At 71.2% G+C, this 21,618-nt stretch carries 26 protein-coding genes; 8 read left to right on the forward strand and 18 right to left on the reverse strand.

The genetic code is table 11. From position 1 onward, the window contains the following. Positions 1 to 201: 201 nt before the first annotated feature. Positions 202 to 561 (reverse strand): cupin domain-containing protein, encoded by a 360-nt coding sequence (locus OG302_RS28670; protein ID WP_371750260.1) that lies wholly within the window; start codon positions 559 to 561, stop codon positions 202 to 204. Between the two features lie 331 nt (positions 562 to 892). Between OG302_RS28670 and OG302_RS28675 the strand changes: the two genes are divergently transcribed. Beyond that, positions 893 to 1,186, forward strand: coding sequence for a hypothetical protein (locus OG302_RS28675; RefSeq protein WP_371529407.1), 294 nt, complete (start codon positions 893 to 895; stop codon positions 1,184 to 1,186). 76 nt (positions 1,187 to 1,262) lie between these two features. Here OG302_RS28675 and OG302_RS28680 read toward each other — a convergent pair whose 3' ends face one another. The 5 genes from OG302_RS28680 to OG302_RS28700 form a co-directional block, all read right to left on the reverse strand. Continuing rightward, positions 1,263 to 1,652: a peptidase inhibitor family I36 protein gene (locus OG302_RS28680; RefSeq protein WP_371529408.1), complete on the reverse strand. Its 390-nt coding sequence runs from the start codon at positions 1,650 to 1,652 to the stop codon at positions 1,263 to 1,265. Positions 1,653 to 1,702: 50 nt separating this feature from the next. Beyond that, positions 1,703 to 2,227, reverse strand: coding sequence for a hypothetical protein (locus OG302_RS28685; protein WP_371529409.1), 525 nt, complete (start codon positions 2,225 to 2,227; stop codon positions 1,703 to 1,705). 9 nt (positions 2,228 to 2,236) lie between these two features. Then, the gene (locus OG302_RS28690) at positions 2,237 to 2,623 is read right to left on the reverse strand and encodes a hypothetical protein (protein WP_371529410.1); all 387 of its coding nucleotides are present in this window, start codon (positions 2,621 to 2,623) and stop codon (positions 2,237 to 2,239) included. A gap of 146 nt (positions 2,624 to 2,769) precedes the next feature. Beyond that, positions 2,770 to 3,078, reverse strand: a complete 309-nt coding sequence (locus tag OG302_RS28695) for a hypothetical protein (protein WP_371529411.1) — start codon at positions 3,076 to 3,078, stop codon at positions 2,770 to 2,772. Between the two features lie 40 nt (positions 3,079 to 3,118). Then, positions 3,119 to 3,466: a hypothetical protein gene (locus OG302_RS28700; RefSeq protein WP_361827644.1), complete on the reverse strand. Its 348-nt coding sequence runs from the start codon at positions 3,464 to 3,466 to the stop codon at positions 3,119 to 3,121. Positions 3,467 to 3,610: 144 nt separating this feature from the next. Between OG302_RS28700 and OG302_RS28705 the strand changes: the two genes are divergently transcribed. Next, on the forward strand, positions 3,611 to 3,868 hold the full coding sequence (locus tag OG302_RS28705) for a DUF2277 domain-containing protein (protein ID WP_371529412.1): 258 nt from the start codon (positions 3,611 to 3,613) through the stop codon (positions 3,866 to 3,868). A gap of 30 nt (positions 3,869 to 3,898) precedes the next feature. On the opposite strand, the gene OG302_RS28710 is transcribed toward OG302_RS28705, so the two are convergent. Continuing rightward, positions 3,899 to 4,540, reverse strand: coding sequence for a DedA family protein (locus tag OG302_RS28710; protein WP_371529413.1), 642 nt, complete (start codon positions 4,538 to 4,540; stop codon positions 3,899 to 3,901). Between the two features lie 258 nt (positions 4,541 to 4,798). Here OG302_RS28710 and OG302_RS28715 point away from each other — a divergent pair, with 258 nt between their 5' ends. Further along, on the forward strand, positions 4,799 to 5,353 hold the full coding sequence (locus tag OG302_RS28715; protein ID WP_371529414.1) for a superoxide dismutase family protein: 555 nt from the start codon (positions 4,799 to 4,801) through the stop codon (positions 5,351 to 5,353). A 139-nt stretch (positions 5,354 to 5,492) separates the two neighbouring features. Here OG302_RS28715 and OG302_RS28720 read toward each other — a convergent pair whose 3' ends face one another. The 4 genes from OG302_RS28720 to OG302_RS28735 all read right to left on the reverse strand — a co-directional run bounded on the left by OG302_RS28720 (position 5,493) and on the right by OG302_RS28735 (position 10,778). Beyond that, the gene (locus tag OG302_RS28720; RefSeq protein WP_371529415.1) at positions 5,493 to 5,942 is read right to left on the reverse strand and encodes a DoxX family protein; all 450 of its coding nucleotides are present in this window, start codon (positions 5,940 to 5,942) and stop codon (positions 5,493 to 5,495) included. 61 nt (positions 5,943 to 6,003) lie between these two features. Next, positions 6,004 to 7,977 carry an FAD/NAD(P)-binding protein gene (locus OG302_RS28725; protein WP_371529416.1) on the reverse strand — a complete coding sequence of 658 codons (1,974 nt, stop codon included), beginning with the start codon at positions 7,975 to 7,977 and terminating at the stop codon, positions 6,004 to 6,006. Between the two features lie 359 nt (positions 7,978 to 8,336). Continuing rightward, entirely contained in the window at positions 8,337 to 10,013 is a 1,677-nt protein-coding gene (locus OG302_RS28730; protein ID WP_371529417.1) for an alkaline phosphatase D family protein, read from the reverse strand. 117 nt (positions 10,014 to 10,130) lie between these two features. Continuing rightward, positions 10,131 to 10,778, reverse strand: a complete 648-nt coding sequence (locus tag OG302_RS28735) for an HNH endonuclease family protein (protein ID WP_361827626.1) — start codon at positions 10,776 to 10,778, stop codon at positions 10,131 to 10,133. Positions 10,779 to 11,279: 501 nt separating this feature from the next. Between OG302_RS28735 and OG302_RS28740 the strand changes: the two genes are divergently transcribed. Next, positions 11,280 to 11,858 (forward strand): TMEM165/GDT1 family protein, encoded by a 579-nt coding sequence (locus OG302_RS28740; protein ID WP_371529418.1) that lies wholly within the window; start codon positions 11,280 to 11,282, stop codon positions 11,856 to 11,858. A 239-nt stretch (positions 11,859 to 12,097) separates the two neighbouring features. Further along, complete coding sequence (locus tag OG302_RS28745) at positions 12,098 to 12,763, forward strand: HAD-IA family hydrolase (RefSeq protein ID WP_371529419.1); 666 nt, start codon at positions 12,098 to 12,100, stop codon at positions 12,761 to 12,763. Between the two features lie 144 nt (positions 12,764 to 12,907). On the opposite strand, the gene OG302_RS28750 is transcribed toward OG302_RS28745, so the two are convergent. Next, entirely contained in the window at positions 12,908 to 13,459 is a 552-nt protein-coding gene (locus OG302_RS28750; protein ID WP_371529420.1) for a peptidoglycan-binding protein, read from the reverse strand. A gap of 730 nt (positions 13,460 to 14,189) precedes the next feature. Here OG302_RS28750 and OG302_RS28755 point away from each other — a divergent pair. After that, on the forward strand, positions 14,190 to 16,259 hold the full coding sequence (locus tag OG302_RS28755; protein WP_371529421.1) for a DHA2 family efflux MFS transporter permease subunit: 2,070 nt from the start codon (positions 14,190 to 14,192) through the stop codon (positions 16,257 to 16,259). A 51-nt stretch (positions 16,260 to 16,310) separates the two neighbouring features. Here the strand turns inward: OG302_RS28755 and OG302_RS28760 are convergent, their stop codons facing one another. From OG302_RS28760 to OG302_RS28780, 5 genes are all read right to left on the reverse strand, one after another. Further along, a complete protein-coding gene (locus OG302_RS28760; RefSeq protein ID WP_371529422.1) occupies positions 16,311 to 16,871 on the reverse strand; it encodes a GNAT family N-acetyltransferase in 561 nt (186 codons plus the stop codon). A gap of 113 nt (positions 16,872 to 16,984) precedes the next feature. Continuing rightward, entirely contained in the window at positions 16,985 to 17,623 is a 639-nt protein-coding gene (locus tag OG302_RS28765; RefSeq protein ID WP_371529423.1) for a LysE family translocator, read from the reverse strand. Between the two features lie 66 nt (positions 17,624 to 17,689). Further along, complete coding sequence (locus tag OG302_RS28770) at positions 17,690 to 18,016, reverse strand: antibiotic biosynthesis monooxygenase (protein WP_371529424.1); 327 nt, start codon at positions 18,014 to 18,016, stop codon at positions 17,690 to 17,692. A 60-nt stretch (positions 18,017 to 18,076) separates the two neighbouring features. Next, a complete protein-coding gene (locus OG302_RS28775) occupies positions 18,077 to 18,526 on the reverse strand; it encodes a hypothetical protein (RefSeq protein ID WP_371529425.1) in 450 nt (149 codons plus the stop codon). Between the two features lie 6 nt (positions 18,527 to 18,532). Then, entirely contained in the window at positions 18,533 to 18,946 is a 414-nt protein-coding gene (locus OG302_RS28780) for a DUF1992 domain-containing protein (protein ID WP_371529426.1), read from the reverse strand. Between the two features lie 135 nt (positions 18,947 to 19,081). Between OG302_RS28780 and OG302_RS28785 the strand changes: the two genes are divergently transcribed. After that, on the forward strand, positions 19,082 to 19,474 hold the full coding sequence (locus OG302_RS28785; protein ID WP_371529427.1) for a hypothetical protein: 393 nt from the start codon (positions 19,082 to 19,084) through the stop codon (positions 19,472 to 19,474). A 66-nt stretch (positions 19,475 to 19,540) separates the two neighbouring features. Here the strand turns inward: OG302_RS28785 and OG302_RS28790 are convergent, their stop codons facing one another. Then, the gene (locus tag OG302_RS28790; RefSeq protein ID WP_371529428.1) at positions 19,541 to 20,209 is read right to left on the reverse strand and encodes an O-methyltransferase; all 669 of its coding nucleotides are present in this window, start codon (positions 20,207 to 20,209) and stop codon (positions 19,541 to 19,543) included. 138 nt (positions 20,210 to 20,347) lie between these two features. On the opposite strand from OG302_RS28790, the gene OG302_RS28795 reads away from it, so the two are divergent. Beyond that, positions 20,348 to 21,499 carry a serpin family protein gene (locus tag OG302_RS28795; protein ID WP_371529429.1) on the forward strand — a complete coding sequence of 384 codons (1,152 nt, stop codon included), beginning with the start codon at positions 20,348 to 20,350 and terminating at the stop codon, positions 21,497 to 21,499. Positions 21,500 to 21,618 lie beyond the last annotated feature (119 nt).

The raw sequence follows: 21,618 nt of genomic DNA on the forward strand, positions 1-21,618 counted from the left end.
CGAAGTCGAGTTGGAGAGTCCCTTCGTCAGCTCAGGGTGGTGTCCGGGTTCAAGGAAGAAGCATCAGGAGTCACAGGGATAACAGCAGCACCATTGGTTACAGAATTGGTTGCAGCGAAAGCGCCCCCTCCCGCCTGGAAGCGAGTGGGGGCGCCTGTCGTGCCATGTGCTGAGTGCAGATTGCGGAGGTACCCGCAGGAGTTACGGTGCCTTCGCGTACTCCTGCGCCATGCCTCCCGCGAAGTCGTACACGACGACCTGTTCGTCACCGACGACCCACGCGTCGTGTCCCGGCGGGCACACGAAGACATCGCCCGGTCCCACTTCGCCCTCGGCCCCGTCGTCCATGCGGACGCGCATCCGGCCCTTGACGACATAGGCGTTGTGGTGGATCTGGCAGCTCTTGGTGCCCGCGAGCGGGGCCACGGACTCGGACCAGCGCCAGCCGGGCTCGAAGGTGCCCACGGCGAAGTCCAGCCCTGTGAGGTGGACGGCTTCCAGGTGACCGCGCGGGAAATCTCGCCGCTCGTCCGGCTTCTCTACCGCTTTGACCTCCATCATGACGACTTCCTCCGTCCGGGCCATGCCCACACTCTCGGAGTCGGTTGTCGCCGCCGCAGGTCCATGGCCGCCGCAGTCACCAGCCGACCCCTTTCACTCCATCGTCTGCCTGTCCACCGGGGGACGCCACCGGGGATGCGGGCGAGCACGCCAGCAGGAGCTTTCCGACTCCTTCGTGGATCTTGGCGAATCGATCGGGTGGTCGTTCAGAACCTTGCGGATCTTGGGTGAGTTGGGCGCTTCGGCAAGGGCTCTGTGAGTGTCCGGCCCGGATGCTTTCGGCGGGCGACCGTCGTACTGCCGTCGGGCCCTGCCGGAAGGGATTCACCTCGTGAAGATTGCCAAGGCCGCTGCTGGTGCCGTCGGTGTCGGGCTCGCCCTGGGGGCCGTTTCTCCCGCGTTCGCCGCGCCGCAGCCACCTGCCGGCGGGGAGACGCAGATGCTCGACTCCGCCGCCAGGACCACGCAGGACCTGAAGGACCCCCTGACCGACGTCGCCGTCGACCCGGCCGCCGGTGAGGTGCGGGCGGACGATCCCGCTGCTGTCACGACCAAGGTCGGCGACGCGGTGCAGGGGCCGGCCTCGATGATCGGGGGGCTGCCCGCCGGGGTGCCGCTCGGCTGACCGAGGGGGCGGTGCACCCCGTTGGCCGTTACGGCCGATACGGCCGATATAGGGGTGCACCGTGGTGGGGCGGCAGCTAGCAGTCCATCTTCCATGTGTGGGAGTCGCCGCTGTCGTTGGCCCAGCCGCTGGGGGTGGCGATCTCCTGGCCGGGGTCCAGGCACACCGTGCCGATGCCGACGAGGCCCGGGTTCTCGTAGACCTGTACGTGGTCCTTGATGCCGGGGCCCGAGATGCCGTGGTTGGCCCAGGAGGAGTCGTTGTCCTGGATGGGGTCCTCCCAGTCGTGGTCGTCCCCCGACCAATTCGTGCGCTGGCCGCCGAAGTTGCTGTCCGTCCACGCGCAGAACTGGCCGCTCGGACACGAGGCCGCCTGGGCGGCGGCCGAGGTGGTCACGGCGGTGCCGATCGCCAGGAGCGTGGCGGCGAGCAGGGCCGCGGGCCTGTGCGTGTGCTTGTTGATCATCCGGTGTTTCCCTCTTGCCTGGTGGGGAGTTGGTGGTCAGTGATGAGTGGTCAGGGGTGGGTGGCCAGTTGGGCCTTGGCTCGGTGCAGGGCCCGTGCGCGCAGCGTTCGCCAGTCGGCCAGTTCCTCGCGGTGCTCGGCGCGGACCGACGCGAGGCTGCGGTGGCTGTGCGCCGCTTCCGGCTTGAGGTTGTTACTGATCGTCGAGACCTGGAACCAGCGCTTCTGATCGCCGTAGAGCGTGCGTTGTGCCGCGGCGAGGCAGCCGTCCGTGTGGGCGCGCACGAGGTACCCGGTGGGCAGCTCGATGGAGAGTTCCGCGCGGCCCGTGCCGAACAGGGCGTCAGCCGTACGTTGTTGGGCGGCGGCCGGTGTCTTCTCGGGACCGGCGTGCGGACGTGGCGGCTTCAGGCCCTGCCTCTTCAAGCAGGCGTCCGTCAGCTGCTGTTGGGCCGATCTGATGACGTCGTCCGGTGGCATCGCGGGGGCCCGTGCGGGCGACTGCGCGCATGCGCTCAGGAGCAGGGCGGGCGAGAGGGACAGTGCGGCCAGGAGGCGGCGGGAGCGGTGCGGCATCTGCGTACGTCAGCCCTGTTCGCAACCCATGGTCTCGTGGCTCACGCCGTCCAGCTTCGTGGCCCAGGCCGTCCAGTCCTCGTCGTAGTCGTCCTTGCGGATCTCTCGGTAGACGCAACTGGATCCGGCGCCGTAACTGATGGCGTAGACACTGCCGTTGGCGCGTGACTCGAAGGAGTAGGCGCTGCGCTGCGTGCCGTTCTCGGCCTCCGCGTAGCCGGGCGGGCCGTAGCACCAGGCCTGGCCCATCATGCCGGGCTTGGTCCAGAAACAGACCTGGCCGGGGGGTGTCGCCGCCCGGGCCCGGGCGGCGTGCGGCTCGGCGGTGGCCGAAGGCGCGGCCGCGGTCAGAAGGGCCGCGACGGCGGCGGTGAAGGCAACGGTCGTGAAGCGCATGCGCGTGGGCTCCCGGGGCTGGTCGATGCGTTGTGCATGACCTCAATCCCCAGCGTTTGCGCAGGTAAGCGCCCTGTCACTCGGAATGATGACTAGTCATACCGGTGGTGTCAGCGGGTGCGGTCGCCCGGTGGCGGCCGCACCGTTCAGCGACCCGAACCCCGGTGGGTCCGGCGGTACCTGCGGTCCCAGCGCTCCTGGCGTTCCTTGCGGATGCGGTAGTCGCGGTACGTCTTGGGGTAGCCGCCGCCTCCACCGCCGCCTCCGGCTCCACCGCCACCACCGGCACCAGGGGCCGCGCCCGCACCGCTTCCGCTGCTGCTCTTGCCCGAGCCCCCGCGGTCGTAGTGCTGGACCATGAAGAAGACGAGTGCCGCAGCGGCCAGCCACAGAAGCGGCTGGCTGAAACCCAGGCCGATCAGGGCGATGAGCAGGACGACCAGCAGAACATTCATGGCAGCACCTCCCTGGCGTAGAGGGAGTCAACGCCCGCTGTCACCCCGTGTCAATGGATTTCCCGTGGGCGTGTTTGAGCCGTGCGCGAGCCGCCACCGCCTCGGGTCCCGCCACCTGTTCCCAGAAGCGGTGGCAAGTGACGAACACCGCCAACTCCCGCTCCCGCGCGCGGAGTTTCTCGACCTCCGCCTGTTCGTCCGGGGTCCAGCCGGGGGATGCGGGACGCTCGACCTTCCGCCAGCCGTGGTCGTCGCTGAAGCCGTCCAGCGGCGTGACCGACCAGGGGAGCCGCTTCAGCAGGGCCAGGAGCTCGGCCCGGACCTGGTGCAGTTCCTCCTGGCCCGCGAGGAGGTCGTCAGGGAAGTCGTATGCAGGGGTTGCAGGCACCCGCTAATGGTACTCCTGTTCGAATTTCGAGTGCGAGGGCTGCCACGCGTGAGGTGGGGCGAACTTCTGGGGGTGCGGGGGCCTCGGTGGCTCTCATGGGCGTACGGCTTCCCGTCCGCGCGCCGCTCGCGGCAAGCTGTAAGCATGTGCCGCAGCATCAAGACGCTCCGTCCGCCCGCCATCCCCGAAGACGCCACCGAGGAGGAGATCCGGGCCGCCGCGCTTCAGTACGTGCGCAAGGTCTCGGGTTTCCGAGCCCCGGCAGCGCACAACCGCGAGGTCTTCGACCGTGCCGTGGAGGCGGTCGCCGAAGCCACCGCCGAGCTGCTCGCCGGGATCGAGGTGCGCGGGTCCAAGCCGCGGGCGGCCGAGCAGTCGCCCGAGGAAGCCCCGGCTGCCTGAGCCCAGGTCCGCCCGCCTGAGCCCCGCTGCCTAGCTGGTAGCCGTACGCGGTCGGCGGACCAGGAACGCCGCTCCCGCGCCTGCCGCGAACAGCGCGAGCAGCGAGACGCCCGTGGCCAGCCACGACGCGCCGAGCCACTGCCCGCCGAAGTAGCCGAGCGCGACGCTGTACCCGGCCCAGGCCACGCCGGCCAGGGCCGACCAGGGCAGGAACTCGCGCACCTTGCGGTGTGCCGCGCCCGCCGCGAGCGAGACGATCGAGCGGCCCGCCGGGGCGAAGCGCGCGATGACTACCAGGATGCCGCCGCCCCGGGAAAGCGCCGTGCCGAGTCGTTCCTGCGCGGTGGTGAGGCGGCGCGAGCGGGCGATGGCGCGGTCCAGGCGCTCGCCGCCGCGCCAGGCGAGGCGGTAGACGGCCAGGTCGCCGAGTACCGATGCGGTGGCCGCGCAGAGCAGCAGGATCAGGATGTCGGGGACCGCGTGCGGGACGTTTCCCGCGCCCGCCGTACCCGCCGCCGTACCGGCCGTGCCCGCCGCTGCCGCCGCGGTGGCAGCCGTGATGACGAGAACGCCGCTCGGCAGCACGGGCAGGACGATGTCGAAGAGCACGGAAAGTGCCACTGCCGCGTAGATCCATGGGCTGCTGGTCAGTGCGCCCAGACTCTCAAGCACCGAAATTCCCCGTAACTCCCCGGTCGACGACGTGACTGCCGCGACGTCGCGGGGGAGCGGCAGGGGCGGCTTGGTGACAGCTGTACAGCGTACGCCGCGCTCTCCGACGGAGATCCACGGGGGGCTCATATGTTCGCTACATCACGTTCACCCGGCTGCCGCCTTCGATGGGGCATGCCGCGCCGAAGTCCCGTACGAACAGAAGTCACCGGCGCGGAGGCCAGCAGGGCCGACGGACGGTTCGGAAGGAGCGGGGCGATGGTGGGAGGAATGCTCGCCGGGACCGTGGCGGCGGCGGTGCTCGCGGCAGGCGGTGGCACGGTCGGCTCGGACGGGCCTTGTCACGAGATCCGGGTCGGGGCGCGGTTCGCGCCGCCCACGGCCTTCGTCGCCTCGTCGGCGATCACGTACGACAAGAAGCTCGTCCCCGCCGGGTCGCGGATCGAGGTCGAGCAGCGGAGCGAGCCGGGCGACATGGCGGTCACGGTCCGGGTGAAGGGGATGAAGCCCGGTCACGCGTACGGCGTGCACGTGCACCAGAAGCCGTGCGGCGCCGACCCGGCCGCGGCCGGCGGGCACTACCAGCACCGCGAGGACCCGGTCCAGCCCTCCAAGGACCCGGCCTACGTCAACCCGGACAACGAGGTCTGGCTGGACTTCACCGCGGGCAAGGACGGCTCGGGCGGGGCGACCGCCCGCCACGGCTGGGAGTTCCGGCCGGGCGGGGCCGGATCCGTCGTGCTGCACCGCGAGCAGGGCGGCGCGGGTGACCGGGTGGCGTGTTTCACGGTGCCGTTCGGTCCCACCGGCTGAGGCCTCCGGACGAGGCCCCTGACCGAGGCCTCGGAGCGGCGAGAGGTCTGAACGTGACGGCGCCTCCTGCCCCGTACTTCGTACTCGTACGGGGCAGGAGGCGCCGTCACGCAAAGCTGCGCGTGAACGCGTGAACGCGTCAGGCGGCCACCGGCGTCCGCTCCGACGCCGACTCGTCCGTGTTCTCGCCGCGCGAGGCGAAGAGGCGGTCGAGGCCGAGCGCGCCCGAGCCGGTGAAGACGAACAGGAGCATGGCCCAGCAGAATATCGCCGACGCCTCTCCGCCGTTCTGCAGCGGCCACAGGGCCTCCGGCTGGTGCACCTTGAAGTAGGCGTACGCCATCGAGCCGGACGAGATGAACGCCGCGGCGCGGGTGCCGAGGCCGAGGGCGACCAGGGCGCCGCCGACCAGCTGGATGACGGCCGCGTACCAGCCCGGCCAGGTGCCCGCGTCGATCGTGCCGCCGCCCATCGCGCCACCGAGCACGCCGAAGAGCGAGGCGGCGCCGTGACAGGCGAAGAGCAGGCCGATGACCATGCGGAACAGCCCGAGGGCGTAGGGCTGGGCGCTGTTGAGACGTCCAGTCATGTGGGGGACTCCTTCGGTTTTTGGGGACGGTAACCGAGCGGAGGCCCAAGGTTAGGGGAACCTAATCAATGCTTGCAAGTTCAACATCTGGCCATTCGGAGGATTCCGCTCTTCTCGCGGACGGGACCCTTCCCCTCGCAGATGGGGCCTCCGCCGCGCCCGCCGCCGTCCGCAGCACGGCCCGTGCCACCGCGTCCGCGTCCGACAGGGTCACCGAGTCGACGCCCGGCCTGGCCCCGGCGGCCGTCACCCAGTGCACGCCCTCGGTGGGTACTCCGAACGCGAACCTCCTTGCGTGGAAATGACCTTGACGGTCGATCAGGTGATAGGGGCGGGGTGTGACGTCGAGCCCTCCGGTTTCGTAGCCGTCGACCACGTGGGCGCGGCACTGGCCCGTCCTCAGGAGCTGCCCGAGCAGATCGTCCGCGGTGCGCCGCACGTCCGGTTCGGGGAGCCGGGCCTCGATCACTGTGGTGACCGACACATCCGACCCTGGTACGTCGGGGGAGTGCGCGCGATACGTCCCGTCCGCGGCGGGCCGCACGTCGAGCCGCGGGCCGAGCACCTCGACGACGCCCGCCTCGATCAGCGCCGTCATCTCCTCGATGCGGCGCCGGGGCGGGCCGATCGAGAGGAAGGCGTTGAGCGGTGTGTACCAGCGGTCCAGGTGCTCGCGGCGCGAAGTCCCGGACAGGCCGCCGTGGTCGAGGATCAGGCGGAGCTCGTTGCGCAGGTCGCGCAGCACGTCCAGGGCGGACTTCAGCGGGCTCTCTACGTTGCCGAGCGCGGCCTGTGCGGTGTCCTCGCGCAGATAGGCGAGCAGCCAGGCGCGGAAGTCGTCCGGGGAGCGGAAGGTGCGGCCGGAGTGCGGCTGCGCGAGCCGGTCCCAGGACCAGCGTGCGGCCTCGGGGATGCCGAACTCGTCCAGTACGAGAGCTTCTTGAGGGCTGTGGTGCGGTGCGGCGAGGAAGGAGTCCCGGAAGCCCGTTGCCCGCCCGTCGGGTTGGACGAGGGCGGTGTAATAGACCGTCTCCACCTCCTTCGCCACCAGCGGCCATATCTCGTCCAGGAAGTCCGGGGCGTCGCCGCTGTCCGCGCGCTTGCGGAACCGGGCTATGACGTCGGAGGTGAGGACGAGCGGCTCGTGCCGTCCGTACGGACCCTTCGCGTTGTCGCCGCGCGCGTGGTAGGGGATGCCGCGCCGGGAGCCCGCGTACAGCTTCGGCTCGTGCCCCGACGGCTGATAGCGGAGACCGCCGCCTGGCGTGCCGTCCGGCGTCGGGGTGAAGCGTCCGCCGCGGCCCACCGTCAGGAGCGCCATGTGGTCGAAGAAGTTCAGGCCGAGCCCGCGCAGCAGGACGCGTTCGCCGGGGGCGACGGCCGACAGGTCCACGTCGGCGGGGTTGGCGGGCGGTATGTGGCGCAGGCCGTGCCGCGCCGCGTGCGCGGCGAGGTGCTCCTGCCCTTCGGCACTGTTCGTGGGGAGGTGGCCCTGTGCGAGGACGACGGCGCTGAGCCCGGGGAGTTCGCGGCCGCTGTCGAGTACGAGGGTCTGGGCGCCGTCACCCGGGCCGTCGAGCCGTACGGCGCGTGCCGCGTGCACCTCGACCCGGACCGTTCCGGGGGCGCCGCGCAGGGTCTGGGCGAAGACCCACTCCAGGTAGCGGCCGTAGCAGGCGCGGGTCGGGTAGTCGTCCGGGCCGAGCCCCGGAGCGTGGCCGGCGGCGGCCCACGCGTACAGGCTCGGCCCCGGCTGGACCGGCCCCGCGCAGTCGACGCTCTCGTCGGTGAAGAGGGTCACCTGTGAGGCCACCGTGTTCATGAGCAGCTCGGCCGGCTGTGCGGTGCGCCAGACGCGTCCCGGCCCCGGGGGAGAGGGGTCGACGACGTGGACCGTCAGCCGTGCTCCCGGCGGCAGGAGTTCGACTGCCGAGGCGCAGAGGCGCTCCAGGACACTCGTGCCGCGGGGCCCCGCGCCGACGACGGCGACTGCAACGTCATGCTCCGGTGAGGCCGCTGCGGATGGTGCGGACAAAGGTGTGACTCCCGGGCATAGGAGGGTGTGTGGGGGCGGTGGGGGGATAGGGGGTGATGGAAGCGGACGGTCCGCCTCATCATGCCGCCGGAAGCCCCGAAGTCGAACCCGTGGCGAAGGATCCCCAGGCGGGTGTGGGCTGCGTCACATGATGCCCGTGGGGTGCTGGTCGCCTTTGCGGGACTATGGGGAATAAGGGGGGTGTGAGACGGGTGTGAGAGGTGTGGGGGGAGAGGTCCGTGACGAGAAGCCCACGGGATTTATGGGGGGTTGATAGAGCTGCGGGGCCGGGTTGGTAGAGCCGCAGGGCAGCGCTCCCGCGCTCCCTCAGCCCCGCGAGAGCCCCCAGTGCCGCTCGCTCACGACAGCTTTGACTCCTGGGTTGTCTCCAGGTTGACGCCGACTCCCTTTACCACCCGGGCCTGATCGAGGCGTACGTCCGCCGAACGGCCTCGTAGCGTCAGTGTCATGAGTTGGTTGCCGAACCAAGGGCCGCCGGTTTTGCGCCAGTTGATGGCAGCCCGCTTCGTTCGTCCGTGGCGCACGAAGCGGCGGCCGAGGGCGCGGCCCACCCTGCTCCAGCCGAAGTGGAAGCCCAGCTTTATCGACGCGGGGATGGAGTTGTGGACGGGGGAGCACGTCAGCTGCAGGACACGGGAGTCGGGACCGCCGCCACCCGGCCACGTGGGTTCCGCGATGTACGCGTGGTGGACGTCGCCGGAGAGCACGCACACCGTCGCCGGTGCGCCCGCGCCCGTGCCCGCCTCCGCGATCAGGGAGGTCAGCGCGTCGAAGGACGAGGGGAACGCCGCCCAGTGCTCCAGATCCGAGCGCCTGCGCAGGTCTTCGCCGAAGCGGGCCCAGCGCGCGCCGCGCTCGCCACGGCACAGCGCGGCGTTCCAGCCCTCGGCGTCATGGATGAGGTGCGGCAGCAGCCACGGCAGTGACGTCCCGATCAGCAGGTGGTCGACGCTGCCCGAGTCGCCTGCGCCGGCCGCCTCGCCCATGCCGTCCAGGGCCTGCTCCCGCAGCCAGCGGGCCTCCTCCGGGTCGATCATCGCGCGGTTCTGCTCGTCGAGTACGCGCGCCGCCCGTGTGTCGATCATCAGCAGGCGTACGCGCCCGAAGTCCCGGCGGTAGCTCCACCGCGTCGCCGTGGGGTCGGCGTCGGAGGCCGCCGCGAAGGCACGCAGCGCGTCCGTGCCGTCCGGCGTCGCGCGCAGCGAGGCGTACAGCTCGTCGCGCTCCAGCTCGGCGGGCGGCAGATTGCCGATGTGCTGGTAGACCCAGTACGACATCAGACCGCTCAGCACGCGCTCGCGCCACCACGGCGTCGCCCGCATCTCGGCGAGCCAGGCCGCGCTGGTGTTCCAGTCGTCTATGACGTCATGGTCGTCGAAGATCATGCAGCTCGGCACGGTGGAGAGCAGCCACCGCACCTCGGGGTCGAGCCACGACTCGTAGTAGAGGTGGGTGTACTCCTCGTAGTCCGCGACCTGGTCGCCCGGCGGGTCCTTCAGGTTCCGGCGGGCCGCTAGCCAGCGCCGCGTCGCCTCGGACGTGTTGTCCGCGTACACCTGGTCGCCCAGGAGGAGCAGGACGTCCGGGCGGTCGGCCGCCGTGCCCGTGGCCATCCGGGCGGCGAGGGTGTCCAGGGCGTCGGGCCCGACGGGGTCGTGCTCGTCGCTCGGCGGTGCCGCCCAGCGGCAGGAGCCGAAGGTGACACGGAGCGCCTCGTCGTCGCCCTCGCCCGGCGTGCGGATGGTGCTCGGCGGGAAGGGTGACTCCGGCAGCGGCCACACGGGGACGCCGCTGTCACCGAGCCGCACCTCGTATGCGGTCTCCGTGCCCGGACGCAGCCCGGTGACCGGGATGAGCGCGTAGTGATGGCCCGCGATCTGGAACGTGTCCGCCGTGCCCTTGGCGCCGTCGGCGCACCGCACCTCGGCGGTGCACGGGCGGTCGGCCTCGACCCAGACCGTCGCCGTCGAACCGTCGACATACCTCAGCAGTGGACCCAGGCGCAGCCGTGCCACGATGATCACTCTCCTCCGTCGCCCCGTACGGTACGGAACGACGGAGGCCCGTGGCGAGGTTCCGCGGATTCCCGCTGGTTACAGGCCGGTTGCCTCGCTGCTCGCAGGCAGGTGAGCTCAGCAGCCGTTGAGGATCGAGGACAGCTTGGTCTTCTCCTCCGCGTTCACGGTGAGCTTGTAGTAGTGCTTCACGTCCACCCACATCCGGGCGTAGTAGCAGTGGTACGACGCGGTGGGCGGCATCCACTCCGCCGGGTCCTGGTCGCCCTTGCTCTGGTTGACGTTGTCGGTGACGGCGATCAGCTGGGGCCGGGTGAGGTCGTTGGCGAAACCTTCCCGCTGGGCGGTGGTCCAGCCGCTCGCGCCGGACTTCCAGGCCTCGGAGAGCGGGACGACGTGGTCGATGTCGACGTCGGCCGCGGCGGTCCAGGTGCCGCCGTCGTAGGGGGATTTCCAGGTGCCGGAGGTGGCCGCGCAGCTGGAGTCCTGCTGGACGTTCGTGCCGTCGCGCTTGAGGACGACCTCTCGGGTGTTGCAGGCCCCGGACTGGGTGCTCCAGTGCGGGAACTTCTCGCGGCTGTAGCCGTCGGACGAGCCCTCGGCCTTCACGGTGAGCTGCCCCAGGTAGGTGCGGGCGGTGGCGGCGGAGACCGGGGCCGGGGGAGCGGCCTGGGCGGGGGCGCCGGTGAGGAGGGCGGCCCCGGAGGCGAGCGCGGTGAGGGCGGTGAGAGTGGCGAGGCGTCGACGCGCGTAGACAGCGGACATACGAACTCCCTTGATGTGGGGGGATATTGGCCGTTGGGGCGGCCATGCTGACGCGGTGGGGTTTCCTGCGGATGTGCGCCAGGTGACAGGGTCGCGTCAATCGGGTGGTCAGTTCAAGAGTTCTGGCGCAGTGTCATGGCCGGTCATCTGTGCGGGAGTTGGCGGAAGGGTGCCGAAAAGCCCCCGGGGGGCCCGCGGAGGGTGACCTGGGTCACCCTCCGGAGGGGGCGAAAGGCCCTGGTCCGGGGCGTGCGGACGTCCCGTACGATGGATGGCGCAGAAGGGGAGTAGCTCTTCGCCGGACCGTCGACATACTGCTCAGCTCGCCTGAGCCGGCGCCCGGAGGCAGACCCCGTCATCGACGTGGTCGGCCAGCGAGACCTTCGGCAAGCAGTACCCGACGTACATGACCGTGTACGTCCGTGTGTGCTGCCGTGCCGAGGTGTCGTACGTGATGTACAGATTGCTCTCGGTGGGGCAGCCCCGACCGATTGAGGAACCTTGATCAGCATCAGCGTGATGGCGCTCGTCTTCGGCGTCGTCTTCCTTGCCGAACTCCCGGACAAGACAGCGCTGGCCGGGCTCGTCCTCGGGACGCGCTACCGCGCCTCGTACGTCTTCGTCGGGGTCGCCGCCGCCTTCGTCGTCCATGTCGTGCTCGCCGTCGCGGCGGGCAGCGTGCTGACGCTCCTGCCCCAGCAACTCCTGCACGCGCTCACCGGCGTCCTCTTCCTGGGCGGGGCGGCGATGCTGCTCCTCAAGGGCGGCGACCACGACGAAGAGGTCCGCGAGCCCAAGGACCAGAGCTTCTGGAAGGTCTCCGGCGCGGGCTTCACGCTGATCCTGGTCGCCGAGTTCGGCGACCTGACGCAGATCATGACCGCGAACCTGGCCGCACGGTACGACGACCCGCTCTCCGTGGGTCTCGGTGCGGTGCTCGCGCTGTGGGCGGTCGCCGGGCTCGGCATCGTCGGCGGAAAGGCGCTGATGAAGCGCGTGCCGCTGTCGCTCATCACCAAGATCGCGGCGCTGTTGATGACGGCGCTGGGTGTGTGGAGCCTGTACGAGGCGATTGCCTGAATCGGCTCCTGAACTGGCTCCCGATTTGGCTGAGGCGTCCCGATGGCCGCCCCCTGTGAGTCACCCCTTGTAAGGGGTGTGACCTGCGGTGCTGGCGTCTGGTGGCCCCGTTTTGTATCGTGGAGGAACAAAGTGGCTCCGCCCGTGTTCCCTGACCGGCGGGCGGGGCCGCCTTGATTCCTTTCTGCGCGGAATCTCCCTCTCCCCTTCCCGCTCCCTCTGTGCTCTGGAGTACGTCGATGACGGCTGAGACTGCCCCTGTACTGACCGCCCGGGCCCTCCTCCTGGACATGGACGGGACCCTCGTCAACTCCGACGCCGTGGTCGAGCGCTGCTGGCGGCGCTGGTCCGAGCGGCACGGCCTCGACTTCGACGAGGTCATCAAGGTCGTCCACGGACGCCAGGGGTACGCGTCGATGGCGGTGCTGCTGCCGGAGCGGGCCATGGAGGAGAACTACGCGGAGAACCGCGAGATGCTGGCCGCCGAGACCGCGGACATGGAGGGTGTCGTCCCCGTGCCGGGAGCCGCTGCCTTCCTGGCCTCGCTCGAGGGGCTGCCGCACGCGCTCGTGACGTCCGCGGACGTTCCCCTGTCCACCGGGCGGATGGCCGCGGCCGGTCTTTCGCTGCCCGCCGTGCGTGTCACCGCCGAGAGCGTGGGGGCGAGCAAGCCCGACCCCGAGGGGTTCCTCAAGGGGGCCGCCGAGCTCGGCTTCGACCCCGCTGACTGCGTGGTCTTCGAGGACTCCGGGGCGGGGATCGCCGCGGGGCTCGCGGCGGGCATGCGGGTCGTGGGGATAGGCCCCCGGGCCGGGGAGTTCGGGCCCACCGTGCATGTCGCTGATCTGACGGAGGTACGGGTGGAGCCGGTCGCCGGTGGCGGGCTTCGGCTCAGCTTCGGCTGACCTTGGCCGGGCTCCGGGCTCTGGGGCGTTGGCCGTTGACCTCTGAGCTTTGGCCTCTGACCTCTGCGGTGTTTTCGGCGCCCTGCACCCTTGCGGTGCAGGGCGCCTTCGCGTTCCCGGTGTTCCCCGCGCCCCCAGGGCTCCCTACGGCTCCCTCGTCTCCGCCTCCAGCGCCGCCCGCGTCTTCTTCCCGTAGACCCCCTTGCCGTCGCCCTGCGTCGCGCGGGCGTACTGGAAGCGGGACACCGCGTCCGCCACCTCGGAGTCGTACGTGCCGTCGGCGTCGTCCATGTACAAGTACAGCTGCTGCAGGCGCTTTTGGAGTTCCACGACCTCAGGGCCCTCGTCGCCGCGGCGCAGTACGCCCCCGGACTTCGGTGCCGACGGCTCCACCGAACCCGTTGCCCGTGCCGTCGAGCGGCTCGGCGGCGGGGTGGGCCGTGGCTTGGCCGAGGCTGTGTGTGACGGGGACGGGGAGGGGCTCTCCTTGGGTGACGGCGGCGGGGAAGCCGACGCGGACGGAGGCGCGGAGGGTGACGGGGAAGCCGCAGGCGTCGACTTCGGCGGCTCCGTGGCGGAGTCGGACGCGGCGGTCACCGCACGGGTCGGCACGTCCGGCAGCGACTGGTCCCGCTGCGGCTTGTCGGGCGCGAGCAGCACCGCCGCCAGCACCGCGACGGCCACCACGGCCGCCACGGCGCTCACCGCCGCGTACAGGCGGACACGGCGACCGCGCCGCGGCTCCGGTTCGGCGTCGTACGGCGGAGTGGGCGAGGGCGGGCCCCCTTCCGGCCCGGTAGATTCCGAGGGTCCGGAGGGTTCCGGGAGCCCCGAGGGCCCCGAGGCCGCTCCTCTCGGCGTCCCCGGCGCGAACAGCCCCACGTCCGCCGACCGCGGCGGGACCGGGGCCTCGGCCTCCGGCGGGAGAACGGGCGCGGGAACTGCCCCTGACCCCGACCCCGCCCCCGGGCCAGGTGCCGCCTCCGCCCCTGTCCCAGCGTCCCCGGAACCCGGCTCCGGCAGCGTCACATAGGGACGTATCCGCAGCGGATCGAAGTCCTCCGCGGCGGCCGCGTCCGCGGACCTCGCGTCCCGCGCCGCGTCGGCGGCCCGCTCCGTACAGCCGCAGGCAGGAGCGCTGCCCGAGACCCGCGACGTACCGCATTGAGGACATCGCTGACCGTCCCGGCCGCCCAGGCCGGGCACGCCGTCCCCGCCGGTTTCCCCGCCCCTGTCCCCGCTGCCGTCGCCGCCGCCCGGACGTCTTTCCCTGCTGCTCACTCTTCGTACCCCACCCCTAGAGAACTCCAGCGATTATGCAGACCCCCGGTTCAACAGGCCATAACGGGTCACACGCACCAGGATGGAGAGGGAGGGGCCCCGCGCGCGATGCCGCAGGACTCGCGGGAGCCCTCAGGAGGTGTCCATGACGCAGGAAGTCAGCGCCCGCCCCGTGGGGCCGGAGCCGGATCCCGTCCCCGGGCCACCGGACGAGCACGCGCACGGCGGCGTACTGGTCTCCATCGGCGCGCTGCTGCTCGGCATGCTGCTCGCCGCCCTCGACCAGACCATCGTCTCGACCGCGCTGCCCACCATCGTCAGCGACCTCGGCGGCATGGAGCACCTCTCCTGGGTCGTCACCGCTTATCTGCTCGCCGCGACGGCCGCGACGCCGCTCTGGGGCAAGCTCGGCGACCAGTACGGCCGCAAGAAGCTGTTCCAGCTCGCCATCGTGATCTTCCTCGTCAGCTCGGCGCTCTGCGGCATGGCGCAGAACATGCCGCAGCTCATCGGCTTCCGCGCGCTCCAGGGAATCGGCGGCGGCGGACTGATGGTCCTGTCGATGGCGATCGTCGGCGACATCGTCTCGCCGCGCGAACGAGGCAAGTACCAGGGCCTGTTCGGCGCGGTCTTCGGAGCGACGAGCGTCCTCGGTCCGCTGCTCGGCGGCCTCTTCACCGAGCACCTCAGCTGGCGCTGGGTCTTCTACATCAACCTCCCGATCGGCGTCGTTGCGCTCGTCGTCATCGCCGCGGCCCTGCACATCCCGGTGCGCTCGACGAAGCACGTCATCGACTACCTCGGCACCTTCCTGATCGCGGCCGTCGCCACCTGCCTCGTTCTCGTCGCCTCGCTCGGCGGCACCACCTGGGAGTGGGGATCGCCGCAGATCATCGGCCTCGCGGTGCTCGGCGTCGTGCTCGCCGCGGCCTTCGTGGCCATCGAGCGCCGGGCGGCCGAACCGGTCATCCCGATGAAGCTGTTCCGGGTCAGGACGTTCACGCTCTCCGCGATCATCAGCTTCGTGGTCGGCTTCGCGATGTTCGGCGCGATGACCTATCTGCCGACGTTCCTCCAGGTCGTCCAGGGTGTCTCGCCGACGATGTCGGGCGTGCACATGCTGCCGATGGTGATCGGCATGCTCATCTCGTCGACCGCGTCCGGCCAGATCGTCAGCCGTACGGGCCGCTGGAAGGTGTTCCCCGTCGCGGGCACCGGCGTCACCGCGCTCGGCCTGCTCCTGCTCCACCAGCTCGACGAGAACAGCTCCACGGGCGAGATGAGCGCCTACTTCTTCGTCTTCGGCTTCGGGCTCGGCCTGGTCATGCAGGTCCTGGTGCTGATCGTGCAGAACGCGGTCCCGTACGGGGATCTGGGCGTCGCCACGTCCGGCGCGACGTTCTTCCGCTCCATCGGGGCCTCGTTCGGTGTCGCGATCTTCGGCACGGTCTTCGCCAACCGGCTCGTCACCGAGCTCTCCGACGCCGTCGCGGGCCAGGACCTGCCGCCCGGCGTCAGCGCGGACTCCCTCACGGCCGATCCGCGGGGCATCGCCGCGCTGCCGCCGGCGCTGCGGTCCGACGTCGTGCACGCGTACGCCTCGTCCATCACGGACGTCTTCCTGTACGCGGCGCCGGTGGCCCTGGTCGCCTTCGTCCTCGCCTGGTTCCTGCGCGAGGACAAGCTGCGCGGCTCGGTCACGGCACCGGATCCGACGCAGACGCTCGCCAGCAATCCCGTCGAGCGTTCGTCGTACGACGAGGTGGCGCGGGCGCTCTCGGTCCTCGGCACGCGGGAGGGCCGCCGCGAGATCTACGTGCGCATCACCGAGCGCGCGGGTTACGACCTGCTGCCCGCCGCCAGCTGGCTCCTGCTGCGGATCAGCCGCCACGGCCACGTGGAGCCGGCGGCGCTGGCCGAGCGCAGCACCGTACCGCTGAGCGTGATCACGGCGGCGTCCCGGCAGGTCGAGGAGCGCCGTCTCGCCCGCCGCGAGGGCATGGGTCTGACGCTGACCGACGAGGGGCGGGCCGCCGTCGTCGGTCTCTCCAGGGCTCGTGAGGAGTCCCTGTCCGAGTTGCTGGGCGACTGGTGGGGCCCGGAGCGGCCCACCGACCTGGTCAAGCTCGTCGAGGAACTCGGCGCCGAGATGTGCGGCTCGGACTCCGAACGGCCGCACGACGGCAGGCCGCAACAGCGCGGGGTGGCGGCCTGAGCGGCGCCGCCACCCCGCTCCGGCCGGGGCGTACAGGAGGGCCCGGCCGGCTCAACTGGTTGCGGGGGAGAGCCTCTTGGCGTACCAGCACTCGGCGTACATCCGCTCGGTGAGCGGCTCGCTCTCCTCGTAGCCGTGCCGTGCGTAGAGTGCTCTGGCCTCGACCAGATCGAGACGGGTGTCGAGGATGACGCGCTCCGCGCCGAGCGCGCGGGCGGCGTCCTCGGCGGCGGCGAGGAGGAGCCCGGCGCCGCCCTTGCCGCGCATGTCCTCACGGAGGAAGACGCGCTTGAGTTCGGCGGTGCTCGCGCCCTTCAGCTCGCCCAGGAGCCGCACCCCGGCCGTCCCGGCGGGCTCGCCCCCGTAGCGGGCGACGAAGAGCATGCCGGTGGGCGGACGCAGGTCGTCGCCGGTCTCCGCCGCGACCTCGCGCTCCAGCTCCTCGGGGGCGGTCCTGTGCCCCTCATGGAGGAGGTAGTACCGGTCGCTCACCTCCGTGTAGTACGCGCGCCAGAGCGCCGCGGCGGCTTCGGAGTCGACGGCTTCGGGGGCGATGGTCCAGGAGGGGGCGGCTTCGGAGGCCGCGGTACCGGTCTCGATGTGGGTGCTCATGGGGGCCATTCTCGGGACGCGACTGCGCTGCCCCGCAAGCGAATTACGGGCCCCGGGGCCCTGGGGCGCGGGTCTCCGGGCCCTGGGTTCCGGGTCTCCGGGCCCTGCTGAGGTCAGTCCTTGCGCCCGGTGGCGGCGACACCGACGCCGAGCCCGATCATGGTGAGCCCGCCGACGCCGCCGATCATCGAGAGCCGCCGCGGCGCGCTCGCGAACCAGCCGCGCGCGGTGGCCGCGACCAGGCCCCACACGCTGTCGGATGCCACGGCGATGGCGTTGAACACGAGGCCGAGCACCAGCATCTGCAGCGCGACGTGCCCCTGCTCGCGGTCCACGAACTGCGGCAGCACGGCGGCGAAGAAGACGATGGTCTTGGGGTTGGCCACACCGACGGCGAACCCCTCCCACAACGTACGCAGGCCACCGCGGGCGGGTCCTTCACCGCTGAACGCGGCGTGCAGGGAGCCGCGTTGGCGCACCGCCTTGACCCCCAGGTACACCAGGTAGGCGGCGCCGAGGAGCTTCAGCGCCGTGAAGACGACGACCGAGCGCTCGACGACGGACCCGACCCCGAGCGCGACGGCCACGACGAGCACGTACGCGCCGATCGTGTTCCCCACCACCGAGGTCAGCGCGGCCCGGCGCCCCTGCGCCAGCGCCCGCCCGATCACGAACAGGACGCTGGGCCCGGGGACCACGATGAGCAGGAACGACATGGCCGCGAAGGCGAGTATCCGATCGATGGACATCATGGCCTCATGGCACCACGGGGCCGGCGCGCACCGGTACCGCTTTTCCGCCCCGCTCCGGGGCGGCGGCTAGCTCTTGGGCGAGGCCTGCTGCACGACCTCGAAGGACCACACCGCGGCGCTGCTCGACGCAGGCTTGGGCCGCTCCCCGCCGGCCGCGCCACCGCCCTGGTGCGCGGCCTTCATCGGACCCTCCATCCACGCCTTGAAGGACTCCTCGTCACGCCAGCGCGTGTACACGAGGTAGTCGTCGGTCCCTTCGATGGGGCGCAGCAGCTCGAACCACTCGAAGCCGTCGGAGTTCTCCACGGCGCCTGCGCGGGACGCGAAGCGCTTCTCAAGGGTTTCCCGCTGCTCGGCCGGGACGGTCAACACGTTGATCTTGACGATGCTCATGGGGCCATCCTGCCGCAGGGGCGCTCGGTACCGGAGCCTTGGGCTCGCCTCAGGACTGCCCTACTCCGCCTCCGACGTCGGTTTGCCGGGTGGGGGTGGGCGATCGGTGAAGAGGGTGAGGTGCCAGGTGCCGTTCTTTTTCAGGACGCTGAAGGTGTCGTGCGTGTTCCTGCCGGACTTCTCTTGTGCCGTCAGCTTTGCCGAGCCGGTGTCGGGGCCCATGTCCAGGTCTATCTGGATCTTCTTGACCGACAGCTCCCGGCCGCCCTTGTCGGCGAGGATCCGGCGGGCCTCGTTGCGGGCGCGGGCGTCGTTCGGGACGCCGCCCACTTCGATCAGCCGGTTCGCGTCGCGGGTGTTCAGTGCCGTGACGTAGGACTCGACTGCCTTGCGGGCGCCCTGCTTTGAGGCGGAGGTGGTCGTGGAGTCTCCGGAGCCGCACGCCGCCAAGAAGGGTGAAAGGAGCGCGGCGGTCAGGGCGGCGGATGCTGCCGAGTGGCGTCGGGTCATGGTGACCTAGCTCCTGTCCGCGTGGCGGTCGCGCCATGTCTGGGCCACCTCGTCCACGTCGAAGGGCTTCAGGCCCAGGGGCGGGCCCGGGGGCGGCATGCGCAGGGACTCGCGGATCTTGGCGTCGAGGTCCGTCACCAGTCGGCGGGCGGCCTGCTCGGACGGGGCTTCGGGGGCCGCGGCCAGGACGTCCTCGGCCTCCTTGCGCAGGGCGAGCGTCGGCGGGAGGTGGGACAGGCCCTCCCTGACCATCTTCTGCTTCACCCACCACTGCTCGTCGTACGAGGCGGTGTCGAGGCCCTCCGGGAGCGGCTTGCCGCGGCCCGGCCGCGTGGCGAAGTCGCCGCGCTCCTCCGCCTCACGGATCTGCTTGTCGATCCAGGACTCGAAGTCGACCCCAGGTGGCTTCCGTTCGGTCATGGGTTCATTGTTCCAAGTGCCCGTGCTTTCGCGCGAGGGGCGCCTTAGGATGCGGCGGCGCGGTGTGGAGCGGTGGGGCGTGGCGCGAAGCGGCTCCATGGAGCGCGTCCGGTCGTAGAGAGTGGGGGAATTTACGTGCTGGAGCTGACCATGGCCTTCTTGTCCGGGGCGGACGAAGGGGCGACGGCGGGCATGCTCATGGCCGACGCGCCGAGCGCGCCCGGTTCCGTGTTGCGGGTGGGGCGCGATCGCGGTGTGTGCCGTCTTGTGCCGCCCGACGACTGGCTGTTCGTCTCGCGCACGCATCTGGAGTTCCGCTGCGGGCCCGACGGGACCTGGACCGTCACCTGGTTGCGCGGGTCGCATCCCGAGCCCGCGTCGGAGGTGCGGCTCACCGTGGGCGGGGCGCCGTCGCCTCTCGCGTACGGGGGGACGGCGCCGCTGCCGCGGGGCGGATCCGGTGAGGTCGTCATCCAGGACCGGGCCGGGCCACGCAGCGTGAACGTCGGCTTTTATCAGGAGGGTTGAGCACAGGAGGGTTGAGCAGGAGAGCCATGGCCGGGAGAGCCGTGGCCGGGCGGGCCGGTGCGGTGCCTAGTCCAGTACTCGGGCCACGGCCAGGCCGTCGTACCCCTTCGTGCCCACCGTCTGCAACGCCGTTCCGGTCAACTTCGGGTGGCTCGCGATGAGTTCCAGCGCCTTGCGCGTTCCCTGCACGCTGGGGTCCGTGCTGTCGGCGTCGGCCACCGCGCCGCTTCGTACGACGTTGTCGACGATGATGAGGCTGCCGGGGCGGGTCAGCTTGAGCGACCACTCCACGTAGTGCGGGTTGTTGGCCTTGTCCGCGTCGATGAAGACCAGGTCGAAGGGGTCCGCCTCCTCGACCACGAGCGCGGCGAGCGAGTCGAGGGCCGGGCCCACCCGGACCTCGGTGAGCTTGTCGAGGCCGGCGCGGGCGAGGTTGCCGCGGGCCACGTCGGCGTGGACCGGGGAGTACTCCAGGGTGATCAGGCGGCCGTCCGCGGGCAGCGCGCGGGCCAGCCAGATGGTGCTGTAACCGCCGAGCGTGCCGATCTCGAGGATGCGGTGCGCGCCCTGGATCTGGGCGATGAGCTGGAGCAGCTTGCCCTGGTTCGGCGCGACGCTGATCTGCGGCAGACCGGCTGCGTCGCTGTCGTGCAGGGCCGCGGTCAGCGCCTCGTCGGCCGGGGTGAGCAGGTCGGTGAAGTACGTGTCCACCGCGGTCCATTGCTGCTGGGTCATGGGGGCCTTTCCGAACGTTCGTTAGGTTCCCTAACGATGTTAGTGGGGTGGGGGTCGATTGTCAGCGGGGACTCGCATACTGGGGTCGTCGGGCTGTGACGGCGGGACGAGGGCTGTGGGCTGGCTGCGGGGGTTGAGATGACGTACGGGACTGGGGCGGGGCCAGGGGTCGGGACCGGAGCGGAGCTGCCCGCGGCGGCGATCCGCGGGCTTGCCGACCGGTGGCTGCCGCTGATGGCTTCGCCGGGCTCGGCGGACGGGCACGCCCGGAGTGACGGGGCGGGCGCGGGGGACTTCGTGTGCTCGCCCGCGGGGCTGTGGCTCGCGCTGGCCGCCGTCGCGGTGGGCGCGCGGGAGGAAACCGCCGGGGAGCTGCGGGAGTTGCTCGGCGTCGCGGGCGAGAAGGCCGCCGGTGTGGTCACGGCGGCCGCGCGGGCGCTGGCCTCCACGGACGCGCTGGCCGTCGCCACCCGGGTGTGGAGCCGGGTTCCGGTGTACCGAGCCCATCGGGAAGCGCTGCCGGACATCGGATTCGGGCCGATGGACCCGGACGGCATCGACGCGTGGGTGCGGGAGGCGACGAACGGGCTGATCGAGCGGCTGCCGGTGGTCATTACTCCGGACGTGCTGCTGGTGCTGGTGAATGCCCTTGCTCTGAAAGCGCGTTGGGAGATCCCCTTCGAGGGTGCCGGCACGCGTGATCAGGACTTCACGGATGCGCTCGGCGTGCGGCACCGGGTGCCCACGATGCACCGGCCCGTCCCGCTGAACTGCGCCTGGACGGTGGGCGGCGCGAGCGTCGTCGAGCTGAAGTGCCGGGCGGAGGGCGGGCGGGCGCCTGCCCGGGTGCGGTTCGTGCTCGGTGAGCCGGGGGCCGGGGCGGCCGAGGTGCTGCCGCTGGCGTGGGCGCCGGAAGGCCGGTGGACGGGCATCGACGCCGAGCAGATCAACATGACGTTGCCGCGGATGTCCTTGCGGACGCGGGTGGACGCGACGGAGCAGTTGGCCGCCCTCGGGGTGCGGTGGGCGATGAGCGAGGGGGCCGACTTCTCCGGGATGTCTCCGGAGCGGCTCGCGATATCGCAGGTGGTGCAGGAGGCCGTGGTGAAGATCGCCGAGGAGGGGGTCGAGGCGGCGGCGGTGACTGCTGTGCCGATGGCGCCCGGCGGTGCGTATGTTCCTCGACGGATCGAGTGGATCGCCTTCAACCGGCCGTTCGGGGTGGTGGTGCTCGACGGGGGTGGGGAGGTGCCCCTCTTCACCGCCTGGCAGGCGGGGGTGCCGGGGTAGGCGACAGAGGGGAGCGGGGCTGAGGTTCGGGCGGGCCCTGCGGGGCCTTCCCCCATCCCGCCCGTTCCCGCTGTACCTGATGTTCGGCTCCGCCGCATGGCAAGGGGCTCCGCCCCCTG

It is taken from the genome of Streptomyces sp. NBC_01283 (assembly GCF_041435335.1).
Classification (GTDB): Bacteria; Actinomycetota; Actinomycetes; order Streptomycetales; family Streptomycetaceae; genus Streptomyces.

Bases quoted from the DNA above. Each gene is read 5' to 3' on its own strand.
- OG302_RS28670 (WP_371750260.1), bottom strand. From the start codon at position 561: ATGATGGAGGTCAAAGCGGTAGAGAAGCCGGACGAGCGGCGAGATTTC.
- OG302_RS28680 (WP_371529408.1), bottom strand. From the start codon at position 1,652: ATGATCAACAAGCACACGCACAGGCCCGCGGCCCTGCTCGCCGCCACG.
- OG302_RS28685 (WP_371529409.1), bottom strand. From the start codon at position 2,227: ATGCCGCACCGCTCCCGCCGCCTCCTGGCCGCACTGTCCCTCTCGCCC.
- OG302_RS28690 (WP_371529410.1), bottom strand. From the start codon at position 2,623: ATGCGCTTCACGACCGTTGCCTTCACCGCCGCCGTCGCGGCCCTTCTG.
- OG302_RS28695 (WP_371529411.1), bottom strand. From the start codon at position 3,078: ATGAATGTTCTGCTGGTCGTCCTGCTCATCGCCCTGATCGGCCTGGGT.
- OG302_RS28705 (WP_371529412.1), top strand. From the start codon at position 3,611: ATGTGCCGCAGCATCAAGACGCTCCGTCCGCCCGCCATCCCCGAAGAC.
- OG302_RS28715 (WP_371529414.1), top strand. From the start codon at position 4,799: ATGGTGGGAGGAATGCTCGCCGGGACCGTGGCGGCGGCGGTGCTCGCG.
- OG302_RS28720 (WP_371529415.1), bottom strand. From the start codon at position 5,942: ATGACTGGACGTCTCAACAGCGCCCAGCCCTACGCCCTCGGGCTGTTC.
- OG302_RS28735 (WP_361827626.1), bottom strand. From the start codon at position 10,778: ATGTCCGCTGTCTACGCGCGTCGACGCCTCGCCACTCTCACCGCCCTC.
- OG302_RS28745 (WP_371529419.1), top strand. From the start codon at position 12,098: ATGACGGCTGAGACTGCCCCTGTACTGACCGCCCGGGCCCTCCTCCTG.
- OG302_RS28755 (WP_371529421.1), top strand. From the start codon at position 14,190: ATGACGCAGGAAGTCAGCGCCCGCCCCGTGGGGCCGGAGCCGGATCCC.
- OG302_RS28760 (WP_371529422.1), bottom strand. From the start codon at position 16,871: ATGAGCACCCACATCGAGACCGGTACCGCGGCCTCCGAAGCCGCCCCC.
- OG302_RS28765 (WP_371529423.1), bottom strand. From the start codon at position 17,623: ATGATGTCCATCGATCGGATACTCGCCTTCGCGGCCATGTCGTTCCTG.
- OG302_RS28770 (WP_371529424.1), bottom strand. From the start codon at position 18,016: ATGAGCATCGTCAAGATCAACGTGTTGACCGTCCCGGCCGAGCAGCGG.
- OG302_RS28775 (WP_371529425.1), bottom strand. From the start codon at position 18,526: ATGACCCGACGCCACTCGGCAGCATCCGCCGCCCTGACCGCCGCGCTC.
- OG302_RS28780 (WP_371529426.1), bottom strand. From the start codon at position 18,946: ATGACCGAACGGAAGCCACCTGGGGTCGACTTCGAGTCCTGGATCGAC.
- OG302_RS28790 (WP_371529428.1), bottom strand. From the start codon at position 20,209: ATGACCCAGCAGCAATGGACCGCGGTGGACACGTACTTCACCGACCTG.
- OG302_RS28795 (WP_371529429.1), top strand. From the start codon at position 20,348: ATGACGTACGGGACTGGGGCGGGGCCAGGGGTCGGGACCGGAGCGGAG.